This is a genomic window from Enterobacter sp. IF2SW-B1 (genome assembly GCF_001743375.1).
In the GTDB taxonomy this organism is placed as follows: Bacteria; Pseudomonadota; Gammaproteobacteria; order Enterobacterales; family Enterobacteriaceae; genus Enterobacter; species Enterobacter bugandensis.
On sequence record NZ_MJAA01000008.1, the window covers coordinates 340338 to 358877 of the forward strand.

The following is an 18540-nucleotide window of genomic DNA, read 5'->3' on the forward strand; positions in this document are numbered from 1 at the left end:
GATTGCCTGCATGCAACTACTTCTTCTTGTCTGGCGTCAGTACCGCTGGCCCTTCATTGCCGTAATGGCCTTAAGCCTTGCCAGCGCGGCGCTGGGTATTGGCCTGATTGCGTTTATAAACGTGCGGCTGATCGAAATGGTCGATACCTCACTCTCGGTTCTGCCGGAGTTTCTCGGCCTGCTGCTGCTGTTGATGGCGGTTACGCTCGGCTCTCAGCTGGCGCTGACCGCGCTTGGTCACCATTTCGTTTTCCGCCTGCGCAGCGAGTTCATCAAGCGGATCCTCGACACGCAGGTTGAGCGCGTGGAGCAGCTCGGCAGCGCCTCCCTGCTGGCGGGGCTGACCAGCGACGTGCGCGCGATTACCATCGCGTTTGTCCGCCTGCCGGAGCTGGTGCAGGGGATCATCCTGACCTTTGGCTCGGCGGCCTATCTCGCCTGGCTTTCGACCAAAATGCTGGCGGTGACCGCGGTGTGGATTGCCATCACCATCTGGGGCGGTTTCATGCTGGTGTCGCGCGTCTATAAACACATGGCGGTCCTGCGCGAAACGGAAGATAAGCTCTATAACGATTACCAGACGGTACTGGAAGGGCGCAAAGAGCTGACCCTCAACCGCGAGCGTGCCGAGCATATCTTCAATAACCTCTATGTCCCGGACGCGCGCGAATACCGGCACCACATTATTCGCGCCGATACCTTCCACCTGAGCGCGGTGAACTGGTCCAACATTATGATGCTGGGCGCCATTGGCCTGGTATTCTGGATGGCGAACAGCCTGGGCTGGGCGGACACCAACGTGGCGGCGACCTACTCACTGACCCTGCTGTTCCTGCGTACGCCGCTGCTCTCGGCCGTCGGCGCATTGCCCACCTTGCTGAGCGCGCAGGTGGCGTTTAACAAGCTTAAGAAGTTCGATCTGGCGCCATTTAAGGCTGAATTCCCGCGCCCGCAGGCCTTTCCGAACTGGCAGACCCTGGAGCTGCGCGACGTGACGTTCCGCTATCAGGACAACGCCTTCTCCGTGGGACCGGTCAACCTGACGATTCACCGCGGCGAACTGCTGTTCCTCATCGGCGGCAACGGTAGCGGAAAATCCACGCTGGCGATGTTACTCACCGGACTTTACCAGCCGCAGTCGGGCGAGATCCTGCTGGACGGTAAGGCGCTGAGCGCGGAGAAACCCGAGGATTACCGCAAGCTTTTCTCAGCGGTATTCACCGATGTCTGGCTGTTTGACCAGCTGCTGGGGCCGGAAGGGCAGCAGGCCAATCCGGCGCTGGTTGAGAAATGGCTTGCGCAGCTGCAGATGTCACACAAGCTGGAGCTCCAGGACGGCAAAATCCTGAACCTCAAGCTCTCTAAGGGGCAGAAGAAGCGCGTGGCGCTGCTGCTGGCGCTGGCGGAAGAGCGTGACATCATCCTGCTGGATGAATGGGCGGCGGATCAAGACCCGCACTTCCGCCGCGAGTTTTATCAGGTGCTGCTGCCGATGATGCAGGAGATGGGCAAGACCATTTTCGCCATCAGCCACGACGATCATTACTTCATTCACGCCGACCGTCTGCTGGAGATGCGCGACGGCAGGCTGAGCGAGCTGACCGGCGACGAGCGCGATGCGGCGTCGCGTGACGCGGTGGCGCGCACGGCCTGATGCCCTTACCCTAACCCTCTCCCACAGGGAGAGGGGATAATCGTGGCCGTAATGCCGCTTTTTTCTCCATCCCGCCTCGCTGTTTATTCTTATTTACATATCCTCGCGCTATGCTTAGTCTCAACTCATTTAATGGATTTATGATTGATGTCGGTATTAAAGAAAAACAGCGCCAGGCAGCGTGACCAGGAACGTGCGCGACTCATCTGGCTTCTCACGACCGATAAAGCGGTCACGTCTACGCTATTAGGCAAACTGACCCTGGCTGAGCAATATGATGTCGGCACCTTAGCCGACGATATTGCTGAGGTAGGTGCGCTGGTTGCTCATTTACCGCCGCCGGATCTGGCGGATACCCTGGAAGCGCTTCCTTCGGAAGAGCGTCACGCCCTCTGGCGCCTGGTACAGGATCACGAGCGCGGCCAGGTTCTGCTTGAAGCCTCGGAAAACGTCTGGGATGACCTGATCGACGAGATGAGCGATCGGGATATCCTCGACGCCCTGCAAACCCTGGATATCGACGAGCAGATTTACCTTGTACAGCATCTGCCGCGTAACCTGACCGGCCGCCTGCTGGCCTCTCTGCCTGCCGATGAACGTGCGCGCGTGCGTCAGGTGATGCACTACGAGAAAAACAGCGTTGGCGCGATCATGGAGTTCGGCGTTATCACGGTACGTCCGGACGTCACGCTCGGTACCGTGCAGCGCTACCTGCGCCGCCTGGGCAAAATGCCGGACAACACCGATAAGCTGTTTGTCACCTCGCGGGATAAAACCCTGCTTGGCGAGCTGGAGCTGAAAACCATCCTGCTCAACAGCGCCCAGCAGCGGGTGAGCGAGGTGATGGAAAACGAGCCGATGGTCTTCTCCCCGGAAGACGATGCGGAAAAAGCGGCGCGTACCTTTGAACGTGATGACCTTGTGAGTGCGGCGGTCGTAGATTCCGTTGGCAAGCTCATGGGCCGTCTGACCATCGATGAAATCGTTGACGTGGTTTATGAAGAGACCGATAACGATCTGCGCGCGCTAGGCGGGATCAGCGCCGAAGATGACGTCCACGCCTCCGTCGGTAAGGCGGTGAAAACCCGCTGGGCCTGGCTGGCTATTAACCTGTGTACTGCCTTCATCGCCTCCCGTGTGATTGACGGCTTTGAACACACCATCTCGCAGCTGGTGGCGCTGGCCTCGCTGATGCCGATTGTGGCCGGAATTGGCGGCAACACCGGAAACCAGACCATCACCATGATCGTCCGCGCGCTGGCGCTGGAAAATATTCAGCCCGGTAACTTCGCCTTTCTGATCTTCAGGGAAATGGGCGTGGCGCTGATTAACGGCCTGGTATGGGGCGGCATTATGGGCGGCATCACGTGGTGGCTGTATGACGATATGGCCTTAGGCGGCGTGATGATGCTGGCGATGGTGCTGAATTTGCTGGTGGCATCGATGATGGGCGTCATTATCCCGCTGACGATGACCAAACTGGGGCGCGACCCCGCGGTGGGGTCGAGCGTGATGATCACCGCCATCACCGATACCGGCGGTTTCTTTATTTTTCTTGGGCTGGCAACGATTTTTCTGCTTTAATCCGACGCTTAATGCGGGCGGGGATCAGTGCCATGACGATAATCCCGCCCAGCACGCCAACCGCCAGATTGCCGGTTGATACCGTGGCGGCGACCGTCACCAGCATCACCACCGTTTCGGCAACCGGGGCATTTTTTATCGTGGCGGGCTGAAGGCTGTGCCAGCTGAAGGTTTTGACGGCAACAATCGCCATAATCCCCGCCAGCACCGCCATCGGGATTTTGGCCATCACTTCGCTGAGCGCCGTTACCAGGAGCAGCAGCACGATGCCCGCCGCAATGGTTGAAATGCGGCTTCGTCCTTTCCCCATCTCCACGTTAACGATGGTTTGTCCGATCATCGCGCAGCCCGCAATGCCACCGTAGAGCCCGGCCATGATATTCCCCACGCCCAGCCCGATGCTCTCGCGACGCTTGCTGGAGGGCGTAACCGTCAGTTCATCCACGAGTTTTGCCGTCAGCAGGGACTCCAGCAGACCGACGAAGGCAATACTCAACGCGCACGGCCAGATAATGTTCAGCGTCTGTAAATTAAGCGGCACCAGCAGCTCGGTAAATCCAGGCAGACCGCCAGTCATTGAGCCTTCATCACCGACAGTCGGCAGGATCTGACCGGTGGTGACGGTGAAAAGGGTTAACAGCACAATCGCAATCAGCGGGGAAGGGACGCTTTTAATATAGCGCGGCACCCACAGCACAATCAGCAGCGTCAGCACGAACAGGCCCACAATCAGCGGGCTTCGGCTCCAGAAATGCGGCACCTGAGCGAAGAAAATCAAAATGCCAAGGGCGTTAACAAATCCGGTCATCACCGACTGGGGAATAAAGCGCATCAGCCTTGCCATGCCCAGCACGCCAAACAGAATCTGGATCACGCCAGCCATCAGCACGGCGGGAAGAATGTATTGCACCCCGTGCTGATGCACCATCGGGCCAATCACCAGCGCTACGGAACCGGCCGCAGCCGTGACCATCGCCGGACGACCGCCCAGCACGGAGAGAGCAAGACACAGCACCACGGAGGCGATCAGGCTGACCTTCGGGTCAACGCCCGCCACCACGGAAAATGAGATCACTTCGGGGATCAGCGCCAGAGCGGTAATCACGCCCGCCAGCGTTTCACGCGCCAGTTGTTTAGGGGAGTGCAGCACGCTGGCTACACTGTCTTCAGGGGATACGGCAGAATGAGGTAAGGACATAACAGTTCGCTGGTTAGGGCAGGCTTCCGTGCGCGCGATCACAAAGTGCAGCATAGTAGCCATAAATTCCTCCTTATACCAGTTGCGCGCCGCAATCCCCTACAAACAATCCATCATTAAATTTCACAATTACAATAATTTCGTAACCTTTAAACAATATTTAAAAGTTGTTACCGTGCCCACGCAGCTTTTTTCACCTGCAATTTCCACGCATCAAGCACTTTTACACTAAGGCATAAATTATGAAAAAAATGACTGCCATGCTCTTTTCTCTGGCCGTCGGGCTCAACGCCGTCTCAATGGCAGCGAAAGCAGACGCACCAAAAGAGCAGGAAACGGACGTCCTTTTAATTGGTGGCGGCATCATGAGCGCCACGCTGGGAACCTATCTGCAAGAACTGCAGCCGGACTGGTCCATGACCATGGTCGAGCGCCTCGATGGCGTGGCGCAGGAGAGTTCGAACGGCTGGAATAACGCTGGTACGGGCCATTCGGCACTCATGGAACTGAACTATACGCCGCAGAAAAAGGACGGTTCCATTAGTATCGAGAAGGCGGTAGAGATCAACGAAGCGTTCCAGATCTCGCGTCAGTTCTGGTCCCACCAGGTCAACAGCGGCGTGATGCACGACCCGCACTCCTTCATCAATACCGTGCCGCACATGAGCTTTGTGTGGGGCGAGCAAAACGTGAATTTCCTGCGCGCGCGCTACGCTGCGCTGCAGCAGAGCACCCTGTTCCGCGGGATGAAATACTCCGAAGACCACGCGCAGATTAAAGAGTGGGCGCCGCTGGTCATGGAAGGCCGTGACCCGAACCAGAAAGTGGCGGCGACCCGTACCGAAATTGGCACCGACGTGAACTACGGCGAAATTACCCGTCAGCTGGTGGCGTCCCTGAAGAAGAAAGATAACTTCAATTTGCAGCTCAGCACCGAAGTGCGCGGCTTTAAGCGCAATGCGGACAACAGCTGGAGCGTGACGGTTGCCGATCTGAAAAACAATGAAGCCGAGCACGTCATTAAGGCGAAATTTGTCTTCATCGGTGCGGGCGGCGCGGCGCTGAAGCTGCTGCAGGAATCCGGTATTCCTGAAGCTGACGACTACGCGGGCTTCCCGGTCGGCGGCCAGTTCCTGGTGTCCGAGAACCCGGAAGTGGTGAACCGTCACCTGGCAAAAGTGTACGGTCAGGCTTCCGTCGGTGCGCCACCGATGTCCGTCCCGCATATCGATACCCGTATGCTTGACGGTAAACGCGTGGTGCTGTTCGGACCGTTCGCGACCTTCTCAACCAAGTTCCTGAAAAACGGCTCCCTCTGGGATCTGCTGAGCGCGACCACCACCTCTAACGTCAAACCGATGATGGACGTGGGCCTGGATAATTTCGACCTGGTGAAATACCTGATTAGCCAGGTGATGCTTTCTGATGAAGAACGCTTCGAGGCGCTGAAAGAGTACTATCCGCAGGCGAAGAAAGAAGACTGGCGTCTGTGGCAGGCGGGTCAGCGCGTGCAGATCATCAAGCGCGATCCGAAAGAGGGCGGCGTGCTGCGTCTGGGTACCGAAGTGGTGAGCGATAAGGATGGCACGATTGCCGCGCTGCTGGGTGCGTCACCGGGTGCATCTACCGCTGCGCCAATTATGCTGCACCTGATGGAAAAAGTGTTTAAAGACAAAGTCGCCAGCCCGGAATGGCAGGCGAAGCTGAAAACCATTATTCCATCCTACGGCACGAAGCTGAACGGTAACGTGGATGCGACGGAACAAGAGCTGGAGTACACCAGCCGCGTGCTGCAGCTGCAGTACGTGAAGCCGCAGGCTGCGGATGCTGCGCCGAAGGCGGAACTGAAGCCTCAGCCGGAAAACAAGCCGGTTGCGGATATCGCGCTGTAAGGTAAAAGCAAAACGGTAACATCTGTTACCGTTTTTAGTTTAGCAGGTCGGGTAAGGCGAAGCCGCCACCCGACTTGTTTTTAACGTACTACCGCTTGTCCGACCGTCTCTTCTGCCTTCCACACGCGATATTTTACTTCCACGTTTTCAGGCGTATATACCACGATCGGCAACTTGCTGTTGTAGCGCAGCAGGCTGTTGTCGCCCAGATAGGCCGTCACAAATTTCTTCTCTTTCTTGCCGTCCGGGCAGGCCATCATGGTAGAGACCGGAGAGGTCACTTTATCAAAGACGTAATAGTCATAACCCCAGCCTTCCAGGGTTTTGCTTTCCAGCTGGCCGCCCAGACGATGCTGATTGCAGTCCACTTCCAGCGTCTTGCCAATTAACAGTTCGACTTTGTAATTCGCTTCGTCCTGCTGAACCGGCAGTTGAATCACCTGACGCTTCATGCCTTTTTCCGCTTGCGGATAGGGTGCAACTTTTTCCAGCGGCTGCGCTTTTTGGGCGTCGCTGGCGAAAGCGCTGGTGCTGACGCACGCGGCGGCGAGAAGCGCGATGGCAAATTTAGGTGCGTTTTTCATTGTCATTCCTTTATGTCAAAACGGTCCTGAACAGACTAACATAACGAGTATGAATGATTGGTGTGATTTACTTACATTTTCATTATATGCAGCGTAATAAACTTAGCATTAACCGTTTTGGCAGGTGTTTGTACTGGTGTGGAGTGTGACGGGCGTTCGTGTTATTTTAGTCCATCGATAATGTTATTCATCTGTGAAAGGGAAGAGAGATGGTTCGTGCAAAACTGAAAACACCTGAAGGCCGCAAGTTCCTCCTGGCGCTACTCGTCGTGTTTATGATTGCTGCCGCGTGCGTCGGGCGGGCCACCATTGTTGGCGTCATTGAACAGTACAACATTCCTCTCTCCGCCTGGACCACCAGCATGTATGTGCTGCAGTCGGCGATGATCTTCGTTTACAGCCTTGTCTTCACCGTTCTGCTGGCCATTCCGCTGGGCATTTTCTTCCTGGGCGGACGTGAAAAACACTGAGCATTCACCTGCTATAAGAAGCCAGCCTGCGGGCTGGCTTTTTTATATGTGATGATATTTATTCGCATTTCCAGGGTATTCTGTGTCGAACAAGGTTGTTCGACATAAATCAGGAGATGTTCAATGTTATCCCGGTTTGCAACGCTCAGCCGGATCCCGAAAGGCGTCTGGGTTGTGGGTGGGGTCAGTATGCTGATGGATATCTCCTCGGAGATCATTCACAGCCTGCTGCCGCTGTTTATGGTCACGACGCTGGGAGCCAGCGTGATTTTCATTGGCTTGATTGAAGGCCTGGCTGAAGCCACCGCGCTGTTTATCAAAGTTTTTTCCGGTGCCATCAGTGACTACCTGGGTAAACGTAAAGGACTGGCGGTGCTGGGCTACGGTCTTGGCGCGCTGAGTAAGCCGCTGTTCGCTATCGCCTCTTCGTCGGGCATGATTCTGGGGGCACGCTTAATCGACCGGGTAGGGAAGGGGATCCGGGGCGCGCCGCGCGATGCGCTGGTCGCTGACGTTACGCCGCCGGAACTTCGCGGCGCGGCCTTTGGGCTGCGTCAGTCGATGGATACCGTCGGCGCATTTCTCGGGCCGCTGCTGGCCGTAGGCTTGATGCTGCTGTGGAACGATGATTTCCGCACGATTTTCTGGATTGCGGTGATCCCCGGCGTCCTCGCCGTGGCGCTGCTTTTCTTCGGCCTGCATGAGCCGAAAACGCCCGTCGAACATAAACGCACGAACCCCATCAAAAAAGAGAACCTCAGGCGCCTCGGGAAAGGCTGCTGGTGGGTTATTGGCCTGGGCGCCATCTTCACGCTCGCACGTTTCAGTGAAGCCTTTCTTGTCCTGCGCGCACAGCAGTCGGGGGTGCCGCTGGCGCTGATCCCGCTGGTGATGGTGGCCATGAATTTGCTCTATTTCCTTTCAGCCTATCCGTTTGGCAAGTTATCGGACGGGATGAGCCACACCCGACTACTGCAGTGGGGCCTGGTGATGCTGATTGGGGCAGATATTGTGCTGGCGCTAAGCACCCACTGGGCTGGAATGCTTTTGGGCGTTGCGCTTTGGGGAGTGCATATGGGGATGACGCAGGGGCTGCTGGCGGCAATGATCGCAAAAACAGCACCTGCGGATCTGCGCGGTACCGCCTACGGCATTTTTAGTCTGGTCAGCGGCGTGGGATTGTTAGTCGCCAGCCTGGGCGCCGGGGCCATCTGGGAAACGTTTGGCGCGGAATATACGTTTTATGCCGGAGCCGTGATTTGTCTGGTTACGCTGATGTATCTGCGCAAAACACCGGACGAGGCAAAATTAAAAACCAGCCGTAAGAGGCTGGTTTTTAATGTTTTTTTGGTCGGCACGAGAGGATTTGAACCTCCGACCCCCGACACCCCATGACGGTGCGCTACCAGGCTGCGCTACGTGCCGACGCATAGAAAGAATACTACTCGATTCCGTTTCGAATGCAAGGGAATCCGTCGCTAACTGGTTTATTATTAATCAGTTAGCGATGAAGCGCTTCTCATCCGTCAGAACCTGTAACAGCAGGCTAAGCTGTGGTTTCTGGTCCTTCAGCCGTTCACCCTGCAGATTATAGGTCTGATAGTTCCCGTTGCTGTTCAGCACCAGCGTCAGCTTCGGCGTGGTCACCACCAGCGTGTTGCCGTCAGCTGCAGTCACCCAGTTATGGCGGCGCGTGGCGCTGAAGAGATCCTGCCCCTGCGAATACTCGTTTGCTGGCGTACTGACGTGCAGCAGGCGCTGCATCAGGGTCGTCATGACGTCTTTATGTTCTGTGAGCATATTGATGCGCTGCGCCGGCGTTCCCGGCCAGTGGATCACCAGCGGAACATGCAGGTTTGGACGTGACCAGCTCATGCTCTTCGTCTCGTCGCCTAACGGTACGCCATGCCCCGCGGTCACGATCACGACCGTGTTATCAAGCTTGCCTGATTCACGTAGCGCGTCAAGCACACGGCCAATCTGTGCGTCAACATCGCTGGCCGCGCGGCCGTAGCGGCGCGCAAAGCCAGCCTGGTTGCTGTCGTTAAGCGTTGTGCCGTTAAAGGCCACCCACGAGAACCAGCGGTTATCTTCCTGCGCGTAGCGCTGCAGCCAGTTTATCCACTGGTTTGCGGTCTGGGCATCAGACTGGCTCTGCGCGGCAGGCAGTGAGAAATCAGAGAGCAGCGCCTGGCGGTACAGTGAACTGTTGAAGCCGTCCGATGAGAACAGCCCTAACTGATAGCCCTGCTGATTAAGCCCGGTGATCAGCGCCGCAGGAATGCGCGCAGACAGCACGCCGTCCATGTATCCGGCAGAAATGCCATAGAACAGGCCAAAGATACCCGCATCGGTTGAGTTACCTGAACTCATATGCTGGGTAAACGACACGTTCTGACTCGCGAAATCGGCCAGCGCAGGCATCTGCTTCTCGTAACGAGAATAGTTGAGGCCATCGACGGTAATCAGCAGGACGTTTTGCCCGCGACCCATATCGCGATAGCGCAGATCGCTCAGTGGATACTGTACGCTAACCGCTTCCGGATTACCCTGTTCGACCAGACGGCGCTGGTACTCCTGGGCATCAAGCAGGCCGTGTTTCTCAAGGAAACGACGGGCCGTCATCGGATAAGAGAGCGGCAGGTTAGCGCGCTGCATGGTAATAGGGCGATAGAAGTTCGCATCCGCCCAGATATACATGAGGTGCGAACTGATAAATGAGACGAAAAAGAGCGCGGCGACGGGCTTCGCGTAATGGCGGCGTCGGGTCAGGCTGCGGAGCTTTTGCCAGCTCCAGGTGGCAAACAGCATCTCGATCAACAGGATCACCGGAACGCTGATGAACATCAGCTGCCAGTCGCGGGCCGTTTCGTTCTGGTCGGGGTTGATCACCAGTTCCCAGACGATAGGGTTGAGATGCAGGTGGAACCGGGTGAACACTTCACTGTCGATAAGCAGCAGCGTCATCCCCACCGTCGCAAGGATTGCGGACAAGAACCGCATCAAACGCTGCGACATGACAATAAACGTCAGAGGAAACAGGATCAGCAGATAGGTGGCGAATACCAAAAAGCTAAAGTGACCAACAACGCTTATCCAGGAGTAGATACGCCCGGTTAGCGTTGTGGGCCAGTCTGCGACAAACAGATAACGACAGCCAATTACCGTCGCTAGCAGAATGTTGAACAGGGCAAACCAGTGTCCCCAGCTGACCATCTGGGAGACTTTTTCACGGTAGCGCTGACGATTCGTCACCATAAACTGTTGTTCGTTTCCCTTAATGGGCCTGGTCGTTGCTGACGGATGACTGTAACGCCTGGGCGAAAGATTTGGCGATCGCCTGACGCTGAGCCGGAGCAACGCTGGTGTTGATAAGGTTGGTGACCATATTTCCCAAAACCATCAGGGAGAGATCGGTCGGCGTTTTATGTTTTTCCAGTACGTTGACCAGCTCACTGAGCAGTTGTTCAACGTGTTCATCACTGTAGCGGGAATGTTGTGGCATAAATCAAAATCAGTTTGTTGATGAAAGGGCAACATATTACCGTAGCAACAGCTTTTTTTCCCCTTTTTTATCTGTTGTTGCACACATGTCCTGGTGGTGGTTGAATACCGCCCGGTCTAAAAGGAGAGTTTATCATGAGTCTGGAAATCAACCAGATTGCCTTGCACCAGCTTATCAAGCGTGATGAGCAAACCCTTGAAGTGGTGCTACGCGATTCGTTACTGGAACCCACGGCAACCGTTGTGGAAATGATGGCAGAGCTGCATCGCGTCTACAGCGCTAAAAATAAAGCCTATGGTCTGTTCAGCGAAGAGAGTGAGCTGGCCGATAGCCTGCGCCTGCAGCGTCAGGGTGAAGAGGATTTCCTGGCGTTTAGCCGCGCGGCAACCGGGCGTCTGCGCGACGAGCTGGCGAAATATCCGTTCGCCGACGGCGGTATTGTCCTGTTCTGCCACTATCGTTACCTGGCGGTCGAGTACCTGCTGGTTACCGTGCTGAATAACTTAAGCAGCATGCGCGTGAACGAGCAGCTGGACATCAGCTCAACGCACTATCTGGATATCAACCATGCGGATATTGTGGCGCGTATTGATTTGACCGAGTGGGAAACTAACCCGGAGTCGACCCGCTACCTCACCTTCCTGAAGGGGCGGGTGGGCCGCAAAGTGGCGGATTTCTTTATGGACTTCCTCGGTGCCAGCGAAGGCCTGAACGCCAAAGCGCAGAACAAAGGGCTGCTGCAGGCCGTTGATGACTTCACGGCGGAAGCGCAACTCGATAAATCTGAACGCCAGACCGTGCGTCAGCAGGTTTACAGCTACTGCAACGAGCAGCTGCAGGCCGGGGAAGAGATTGAGCTGGAGTCCCTGTCAAAAGAGCTGGCGGGCGTCAGCGAAGTGAGCTTCCAGGAATTCACCGCGGAGAAGGGCTATGAGCTTGAGGAGAGCTTCCCGGCGGATCGCAGCACGCTGCGTCAGTTAACCAAATTTGCCGGCAGCGGCGGTGGGTTAACCATCAACTTTGACGCCATGCTGTTGGGGGAACGCATCTTCTGGGATCCGGCCACCGATACCCTGACCATCAAAGGTACGCCGCCGAACCTGCGCGATCAGCTTCAGCGCCGCACGTCTGGCGGTAAATAGCAGCCATAAAAAAACCCCGCCGAAGCGGGGTTTTCTCGACAGGTTTGCGATTACGCGCGAACGAAGTCGATGTGAGTCAGTTTTGGCTTGAACGCGTGACGCTGAACAGCCTGAACCTTCACTTTTTCTTCTTTACCGCCAACAACGATGGTCAGAACTTCGCTGTAGAACTCAGCTTTGGTCTGCATGTTCCACACTTTGTCGTGATCCAGTTCGATAGCAACTGGAGCAGCTTCGCCACCGTAAACGATAGCCGGGAACTTGTTAGCGTTACGCAGGCGGCGGCTCGCACCCTTACCCTGCACGTTACGTACTTCTGCTTCGATAGTGAACATTGATTTCTCTCTGTATTTAAAACCCTACTACAGGCGACCCAGCAGCAGGTGAGTGTTCTGCCCCACGGATGTGAAGCGGGCGGCATTTTATACTCAAATGCCCCGCACATCAATGAAAAGTCCCGTTAACCGCGCAATTCATTTGCCCGACGGAAGCGACCTTCATAGTCAAAGACCTTCTCGCGAACCTGCCAGAACTGGCCTTTCTTACGGGCGACCACGAAGTCGGGGTGGCGCAGCAGCGCCTGCTGATGCACGATATCCGCCACGGTTATCCAGCGCAGCGGCACGCCAGGCGTGCGGGTATGCGGCCGGATAAACAGCTGCTCAAATGCCGTGCGCTGGGCAGGCGTCTGAACCCTGAACCGTTCGCTGACGTCAGCGCCATCCTCGTCGTAATAGGTGATTTTCAGCCATTCGCCTTTTTCATCCGCGCCGGGCTGCAGCGCCATGCCGGAGCAGCGCAGCACCAGCGCATCTTTCAGCTTCAGCGCCGCTTTCAGCATGTCGTCCGGGTCCACCAGCACCGTGTCGCACTCGCGGCAGCGGCGGGCGGCGATGTCATTTTCGGCGTTGCACTGCGGGCAGTTTTTGAAGCGGAAGCGGAAATCGCACTGCTCGCGATGTCCCTCATCATCCTCAAACCAGCCCTGACAGCGGCGGCCAAAGTGTTCAATCAGCGTGCCGTCGGCGGTGGTTTTTCCCCAGAAGGTGTTGGCAAAGCCGCAGGCCGGGCAAAACACCTGTACCGGCACGTTGTCGCTTTTGCCTTTTGGCGCGCCCACTTCCGGGGAGTACAGATCGTGCGGGTTGCCGGCGTAATCCAGTATCAGGCAGTCGGTTTTGCCCGGCGCCAGGCGCAGGCCACGGCCGACAATCTGCTGATACAGGCTGACGGATTCCGTCGGGCGCAGAATCGCAATCAGGTCGACGTGCGGGGCGTCAAACCCGGTGGTTAATACGGAGACATTCACCAGGTAGCGGAACTGCTGGGCTTTGAAAGCCTCAATCAGCCTGTCGCGCTCCGGGCCGGGCGTTTCGCCAGTGATCAGCGCTGCGTCGTCAGCGGGTAGCAGTCCCGTGATTTCGCGCGCGTGTTCGACGGTGGCAGCAAAAATCATCACCCCTTTACGCGTTTGCGCGAACTCTTCAATCTGGCTGATGATATGCGGCGTGATCCGCTTCTGTTTTTTCAGCTCATGGTTAAGATCCGCCTCGCTGAACAGCCCGTTGCTCTGCGCCTGTAAGCGGCTGAAATCGTACTGCACGACCGGCATATCCAGCCGCTCGGGCGGCGTCAGGTAGCCGTGCTTAATCATGTAGCGCAGCGGAAGTTCATAGATACAGTCGCTGAACAGCGCTTTCTCGTCGCCGCGCACCATGCCGTGATAATGAAAGCGGTAGATCCAGCCTTTGCCCAGACGAAACGGGGTTGCCGTCAGGCCGAGCAGGCGTAAGTGAGGGTTCACCTCTTTAAGGTGAGTGAGGATTTGCTGATACTGGCTGTCGTCGTCATCGCTGATGCGGTGACATTCGTCGACAATCAGCAGCGAAAACTCGCTGCGGAACAGATCCAGGTTACGGGCCACCGACTGTACGCTGCCGAAAACCACTTTGCCGTGGCTCTCTTTGCGCTTCAGCCCAGCGGCGAAAATGTCGGCTTCCAGCCCCAGCGCACAATATTTGGCATGGTTTTGCGCCACCAACTCTTTGACGTGGGCCAATACCAGCACGCGACCACGCGCCAGGCGCGCCAGTTCGGCAATGACCAGGCTCTTGCCTGCACCGGTCGGGAGGACAATGACCGCCGGTTCCCGGTGTTTACGGAACCAGGCGAGCGTCGCGTCAACGGCTTCCTGCTGATAGGGACGAAGTGTAAAAGTCATGGGGTCTCGGTTTCGTTAATCCGCATATAGTATGCCACGAAACTTTTTCCCTTGAGTGGCGCAACCAGACCATTATACTGAACCGTTCCTGACTGCTTCTTTTTTCGGACGCACGGTCCGACATCCAGCACCATTAAGGCTAAAAAGATTTCATGCGACTTGATAAGTTTATCGCTCAGCAACTCGGCGTAAGCCGCGCTATTGCCGGGCGCGAAATTCGCGCCAACCGCGTTACCGTGGATGGCGACATTGTGCGAGACAGCGCGTTCAAACTGCAGCCTGACCATCAGGTTGAGTACGACGGCAATCCGCTGACCCAGCAGCACGGTCCCCGCTATTTCATGCTCAATAAGCCGGAAGGCTATGTCTGCTCAACGGACGATCCGGATCACCCGACGGTGCTCTATTTCCTCGACGAGCCGGTGGCGCATAAGCTGCACGCCGCGGGCCGCCTCGACATCGACACTACCGGTCTGGTGCTGATGACCGACGACGGTCAGTGGTCGCATCGCATCACTTCCCCGCGCCACCACTGCGAGAAAACCTATCTGGTCACGCTGGAGTCACCGGTTGCGGATGACACGGCAGAGCAATTCGCGAAAGGCGTTCAGCTGCATAATGAAAAGGATCTGACCAAACCCGCCGTGCTTGAGGTCATCACCCCGACGGAGGTCCGTTTGACCATCAGCGAAGGACGCTACCATCAGGTGAAACGCATGTTTGCCGCCGTGGGTAACCACGTTGTGGGCCTGCACCGTGAACGCATCGGTGCGATTGCGCTCGATCCCGACCTGGCGCCTGGTGAATATCGTCCGCTGACGGAAGAAGAGATTGCCAGCGTCGGTCTGCCTTCGCACTAATTTCAGGAGAACCCTGTGACCACCAGGCCACACTCGTCGTTCAAAATTGTCTTCATTCTTGGCCTGCTGGCGATGCTGATGCCGCTGTCTATCGACATGTATCTGCCTGCGCTGCCGGTGATTTCCGCCCAGTTTGGCGTACCGGCAGGCAGCGCGCAGATGACGCTCAGCACCTATATTCTCGGTTTCGCGCTCGGACAGCTGCTGTATGGCCCAATGGCCGACAGCCTGGGGCGTAAGCCGGTTATTCTTGGCGGGACGCTGGTCTTTGCGGCCGCAGCGGTCGCCTGTGCGCTGGCGCAGAGTATCGATCAGCTGATTATCATGCGCTTCCTGCACGGGTTGGCCGCCGCTGCCGCGAGCGTGGTGATCAACGCCCTGATGCGTGATATCTACCCGAAAGAAGAGTTCTCCCGCATGATGTCGTTCGTCATGCTGGTGACGACGATTGCGCCGCTGGTGGCACCGATGGCCGGTGGTGCGGTGCTGGTGTGGTTTAGCTGGCACGCGATTTTCTGGATCCTGGCGCTGGCCGCGCTGCTGGCCTCGGCGATGATTTTCTTCTTTATTGATGAAACGCTGCCCGTCGAGCGCCGCCAGAAATTTCATATTCGAACCACGATAGGCAACTTTGCCTCGCTGTTTCGCCACAAGCGGGTGCTGAGCTACATGCTGGCGAGCGGGTTCAGCTTCGCCGGAATGTTCTCCTTCCTGAGTGCCGGGCCGTTTGTCTATATCGAGCTGAACCACGTTTCGCCGCAGCACTTTGGCTATTATTTTGCGCTCAATATCGTCTTCCTGTTTGTCCTGACCATCATTAACAGCCGCTTTGTCCGGCGGGTGGGCGCGCTGAACATGTTCCGCGCCGGGCTGTGGATCCAGTTTGTGATGGCGGTCTGGCTGGTGGTGAGCGCGTTTCTGGACGTGGGCTTCTGGGCGCTGGTGATCGGCGTGGCGGCCTTTGTCGGCTGCGTGTCGATGATCTCATCCAATGCGATGGCGGTGATCCTCGACGAATTCCCGCATATGGCGGGAACCGCATCGTCACTGGCGGGAACCTTCCGCTTCGGGATTGGTGCCATCGTCGGGGCGTTACTCTCTATGGCGACCTTTACTACGGCCTGGCCTATGCTGTGGGCGATGGCTTTTTGCGCAACCAGCTCTGTGCTTTTCTGTCTTTACGCCAGCCGGCCGCGAAAAGCGGCGCACTAACGCGCAGATAAGGCCCGAAAGGGCCTTTTTTGTTGACGCATATCAACCAAACTCGCGTTCGTTTATTCCGTGTTTGTTTATTTTATGTAAAATCTATTTATGTAAAAAGTCACATCATTGTATTCAAAAAGGTTGAGTTAGATCGCAGAAACGGGTACATATAGCGCCGACGCGAGCCTCGATACCGATAAAAAAGCGCTGAATAGTGCAGGTTGGCGATGATGTGTTACTATAAATGTAAATAAATTGTGAAGTAAATTTTGCTTCCGGGGAACGAACGTGAATACATTACAACTCTCCATTGTCCATCGCTTGCCCCAGAGCTATCGCTGGTCGGCGGGTTTTGCAGGTTCGAAAGTTGAACCGATTCCGCAAAGCGTCGCGGGCTGTGAGAATTGCCTGGTGGCGCTCAAGCTGCTGAGCCCGAGCGACGAAAATGCGTGGCGGGTGATGGAGCGTCTCAGCCAGGCCCTGACGGATATCGAAGTGGACAGCTCCGTACTGGAGTGCGAAGGGGAGCCGTGCCTGTTTGTCAAAAGCCAGGACGAATTCGCCGCGACCTGCCGCCTGAAAAACTTTGGCGTTGCGATTGCTGAACCTTTCTCCGGCCAGTATCCGTTTTAAGCGCTAGTCTGTCGCGAGCAGCTGGCGCGTGTAGCTCTGCGTTGGCGCAGTAAATACGCGCTGGCAATCACCCTGTTCGACCACCTCACCCTGTCGTAGCACAATCACCTGATGGCATAGCGCCCGAACCACCTGTAGATCATGGCTGATAAAGATATAGGCCAGCCGGTGCTTTTCCTGTAGCCCTTTGAGTAGCGCCAGGATCTGCGCCTGTACGGTTCTGTCCAGAGACGAGGTCGGTTCATCCAGAATAATCAGCTCCGGTTTCAGGATCAGCGCGCGGGCGATGGCGATACGCTGGCGCTGTCCGCCGGAAAATTCCGCAGGGTAGCGGTGGCGAGTGTCGGGATCTAAGCCCACTTCCGCCATCACCCGCATGACCTCCTGTTCCCGCTGTTGCGCACTCAGGCCAGGCTGGTGAACGCGCAGGCCCTCTTCGATAATCTGCAACACGCTGAGGCGCGGGTTAAGCGAGGAGTTGGGATCCTGAAATACCACCTGCATGCGGGGCCGCACGGGCAGCATCTGGCGGCGGTTCCAGCGGTGCAGTGGCATATCGTCAAACAGGATCTCGCCCTGAGAGGCAATTAAGCGCAGCAGCGCCAGACCGGTAGTGCTTTTCCCCGAACCGGATTCGCCCACCAGCCCCAGGGATTCACCCGGTCGCAGCGAGAAGCGGATATTTTTCAGCACCGGGTTCTGGTCAACGATGCGCCGCAGAACGCCTTTGCGGATCGGGAACGAGACGGATAAATCATCGACGCGCAGCAGCGGTGTGCTGTCTGCCGTGAGAGGCACCGGGTCGCCGGAAGGTTCGCTGTCGAGCAGGCGCTGCGTATAGGGATGCTGCGGCGCGTTCAGCAGCGTGGACGCGGTATTCTGTTCAACGCAGCGCCCGTTTTGCATGACCGCGACGCTGTCGGCCAGCTTTTTCACGATGCTCAGGTTGTGCGTGATAAACAGCAGGCTCATGTCCAGCTCGTCACGCAGCTCCCTCAGGAGCGTCAGAATTTGCGCCTGCACCGTGACGTCCAGCGCCGTCGTCGGCTCGTCGGCAATCAACAGTTCGGGGCGCGTGAGCAGGGCCATGGCAATCATTACCCGCTGGCGTTCGCCGCCGGAGAGCTGATGCGGAAAATCATTCAGCCGTTTGGCCGCGTTGCGTATGCCTGTTCGTTCCAGACAATCCAGAATTTCGCCCCGCGCGGCCTCTTTGCGCATCCCCCGATGAAGTGACAGCACTTCATAGAGCTGTTTTTCCAGCGTATGCAGTGGGTTGAGCGACACCATCGGCTCCTGGAAGATCATGGCAATCTTATTGCCGCGAATACCGCGCAGGGTATGTTCATCAGCGTGCAGCAGCGAACTGCCGTGGAACAGAATATCCCCTTGCGGATAGCTCACGGGCGGGGAGGGCAGCAGACGCAGGATGGAGAGCGCCGAGACGCTCTTGCCCGAACCGGATTCACCCACCAGCGCCAGCGTTTCACCGCGCTGGATCTGCAGCGACAGGTCGGTGACCACGGTACGGGTCTCGCCCTGCTTCGAGAAGGCAATCGACAGGCGATCAATACTGAGAAGAGGCTGCGTCATC

Annotated in this window: 15 protein-coding genes, 1 tRNA gene and 1 pseudogene; 9 read left to right on the forward strand and 8 right to left on the reverse strand. The window is 56.8% G+C overall.

The features are described from left to right. The first annotated feature begins 10 nt into the window (after window positions 1-10). Together A6013_RS17500 and mgtE are read left to right on the forward strand one after the other, a co-directional pair. On the forward strand, window positions 11-1654 hold the full coding sequence (locus tag A6013_RS17500) for a multidrug ABC transporter permease/ATP-binding protein (RefSeq protein WP_069733523.1): 1644 nt from the start codon (window positions 11-13) through the stop codon (window positions 1652-1654). A gap of 147 nt (window positions 1655-1801) precedes the next feature. Next, window positions 1802-3238 (forward strand): magnesium transporter, encoded by a 1437-nt coding sequence (mgtE, locus tag A6013_RS17505; protein WP_028013894.1) that lies wholly within the window; start codon window positions 1802-1804, stop codon window positions 3236-3238. Here mgtE and A6013_RS17510 read toward each other — a convergent pair. Next, window positions 3201-4490: a SulP family inorganic anion transporter gene (locus A6013_RS17510; protein ID WP_047368129.1), complete on the reverse strand. Its 1290-nt coding sequence runs from the start codon at window positions 4488-4490 to the stop codon at window positions 3201-3203. The two genes, mgtE and A6013_RS17510, sit on opposite strands and share 38 nt — an antisense overlap. A gap of 188 nt (window positions 4491-4678) precedes the next feature. Between A6013_RS17510 and mqo the strand changes: the two genes are divergently transcribed. Beyond that, window positions 4679-6328 (forward strand): malate dehydrogenase (quinone), encoded by a 1650-nt coding sequence (gene mqo, locus A6013_RS17515; RefSeq protein ID WP_028013892.1) that lies wholly within the window; start codon window positions 4679-4681, stop codon window positions 6326-6328. Window positions 6329-6408: 80 nt separating this feature from the next. Here the strand turns inward: mqo and eco are convergent, their stop codons facing one another. Further along, on the reverse strand, window positions 6409-6912 hold the full coding sequence (gene eco / locus A6013_RS17520) for a serine protease inhibitor ecotin (RefSeq protein WP_028013891.1): 504 nt from the start codon (window positions 6910-6912) through the stop codon (window positions 6409-6411). A 209-nt stretch (window positions 6913-7121) separates the two neighbouring features. Here eco and A6013_RS17525 point away from each other — a divergent pair, with 209 nt between their 5' ends. After that, window positions 7122-7382, forward strand: coding sequence for a DUF2534 family protein (locus A6013_RS17525; RefSeq protein WP_008500962.1), 261 nt, complete (start codon window positions 7122-7124; stop codon window positions 7380-7382). Window positions 7383-7505: 123 nt separating this feature from the next. After that, a pseudogene (locus A6013_RS17535) lies at window positions 7506-8681 on the forward strand (MFS transporter); the annotation flags it as partial. 49 nt (window positions 8682-8730) lie between these two features. On the opposite strand, the gene A6013_RS17540 reads toward A6013_RS17535, so the two are convergent. The 3 genes from A6013_RS17540 to A6013_RS17550 all read right to left on the reverse strand — a co-directional run bounded on the left by A6013_RS17540 (window position 8731) and on the right by A6013_RS17550 (window position 10887). Further along, window positions 8731-8807 (reverse strand) — tRNA-Pro (locus tag A6013_RS17540). Between the two features lie 72 nt (window positions 8808-8879). Further along, complete coding sequence (yejM, locus tag A6013_RS17545; protein WP_028013888.1) at window positions 8880-10640, reverse strand: LPS biosynthesis-modulating metalloenzyme YejM; 1761 nt, start codon at window positions 10638-10640, stop codon at window positions 8880-8882. A gap of 19 nt (window positions 10641-10659) precedes the next feature. Next, window positions 10660-10887 carry a YejL family protein gene (locus A6013_RS17550; protein ID WP_014884596.1) on the reverse strand — a complete coding sequence of 76 codons (228 nt, stop codon included), beginning with the start codon at window positions 10885-10887 and terminating at the stop codon, window positions 10660-10662. Between the two features lie 134 nt (window positions 10888-11021). On the opposite strand from A6013_RS17550, the gene yejK reads away from it, so the two are divergent. Next, entirely contained in the window at window positions 11022-12029 is a 1008-nt protein-coding gene (yejK, locus tag A6013_RS17555; protein WP_008500957.1) for a nucleoid-associated protein YejK, read from the forward strand. A 50-nt stretch (window positions 12030-12079) separates the two neighbouring features. On the opposite strand, the gene rplY is transcribed toward yejK, so the two are convergent. After that, entirely contained in the window at window positions 12080-12364 is a 285-nt protein-coding gene (rplY, locus tag A6013_RS17560; protein ID WP_028013887.1) for a 50S ribosomal protein L25, read from the reverse strand. Between the two features lie 125 nt (window positions 12365-12489). After that, on the reverse strand, window positions 12490-14250 hold the full coding sequence (locus tag A6013_RS17565) for a DEAD/DEAH box helicase (RefSeq protein ID WP_049137289.1): 1761 nt from the start codon (window positions 14248-14250) through the stop codon (window positions 12490-12492). Window positions 14251-14402: 152 nt separating this feature from the next. On the opposite strand from A6013_RS17565, the gene rsuA reads away from it, so the two are divergent. The 3 genes from rsuA to A6013_RS17580 all read left to right on the forward strand — a co-directional run bounded on the left by rsuA (window position 14403) and on the right by A6013_RS17580 (window position 16946). Beyond that, entirely contained in the window at window positions 14403-15110 is a 708-nt protein-coding gene (rsuA, locus tag A6013_RS17570; RefSeq protein ID WP_028013885.1) for a 16S rRNA pseudouridine(516) synthase RsuA, read from the forward strand. Window positions 15111-15125: 15 nt separating this feature from the next. Continuing rightward, window positions 15126-16322 (forward strand): Bcr/CflA family multidrug efflux MFS transporter, encoded by a 1197-nt coding sequence (locus A6013_RS17575; protein ID WP_041908984.1) that lies wholly within the window; start codon window positions 15126-15128, stop codon window positions 16320-16322. 279 nt (window positions 16323-16601) lie between these two features. Further along, window positions 16602-16946: a YejG family protein gene (locus A6013_RS17580; protein WP_028013883.1), complete on the forward strand. Its 345-nt coding sequence runs from the start codon at window positions 16602-16604 to the stop codon at window positions 16944-16946. A gap of 3 nt (window positions 16947-16949) precedes the next feature. On the opposite strand, the gene yejF is transcribed toward A6013_RS17580, so the two are convergent. After that, on the reverse strand, window positions 16950-18539 hold the full coding sequence (yejF, locus tag A6013_RS17585) for a microcin C ABC transporter ATP-binding protein YejF (protein WP_069733499.1): 1590 nt from the start codon (window positions 18537-18539) through the stop codon (window positions 16950-16952). Window position 18540 lies beyond the last annotated feature (1 nt).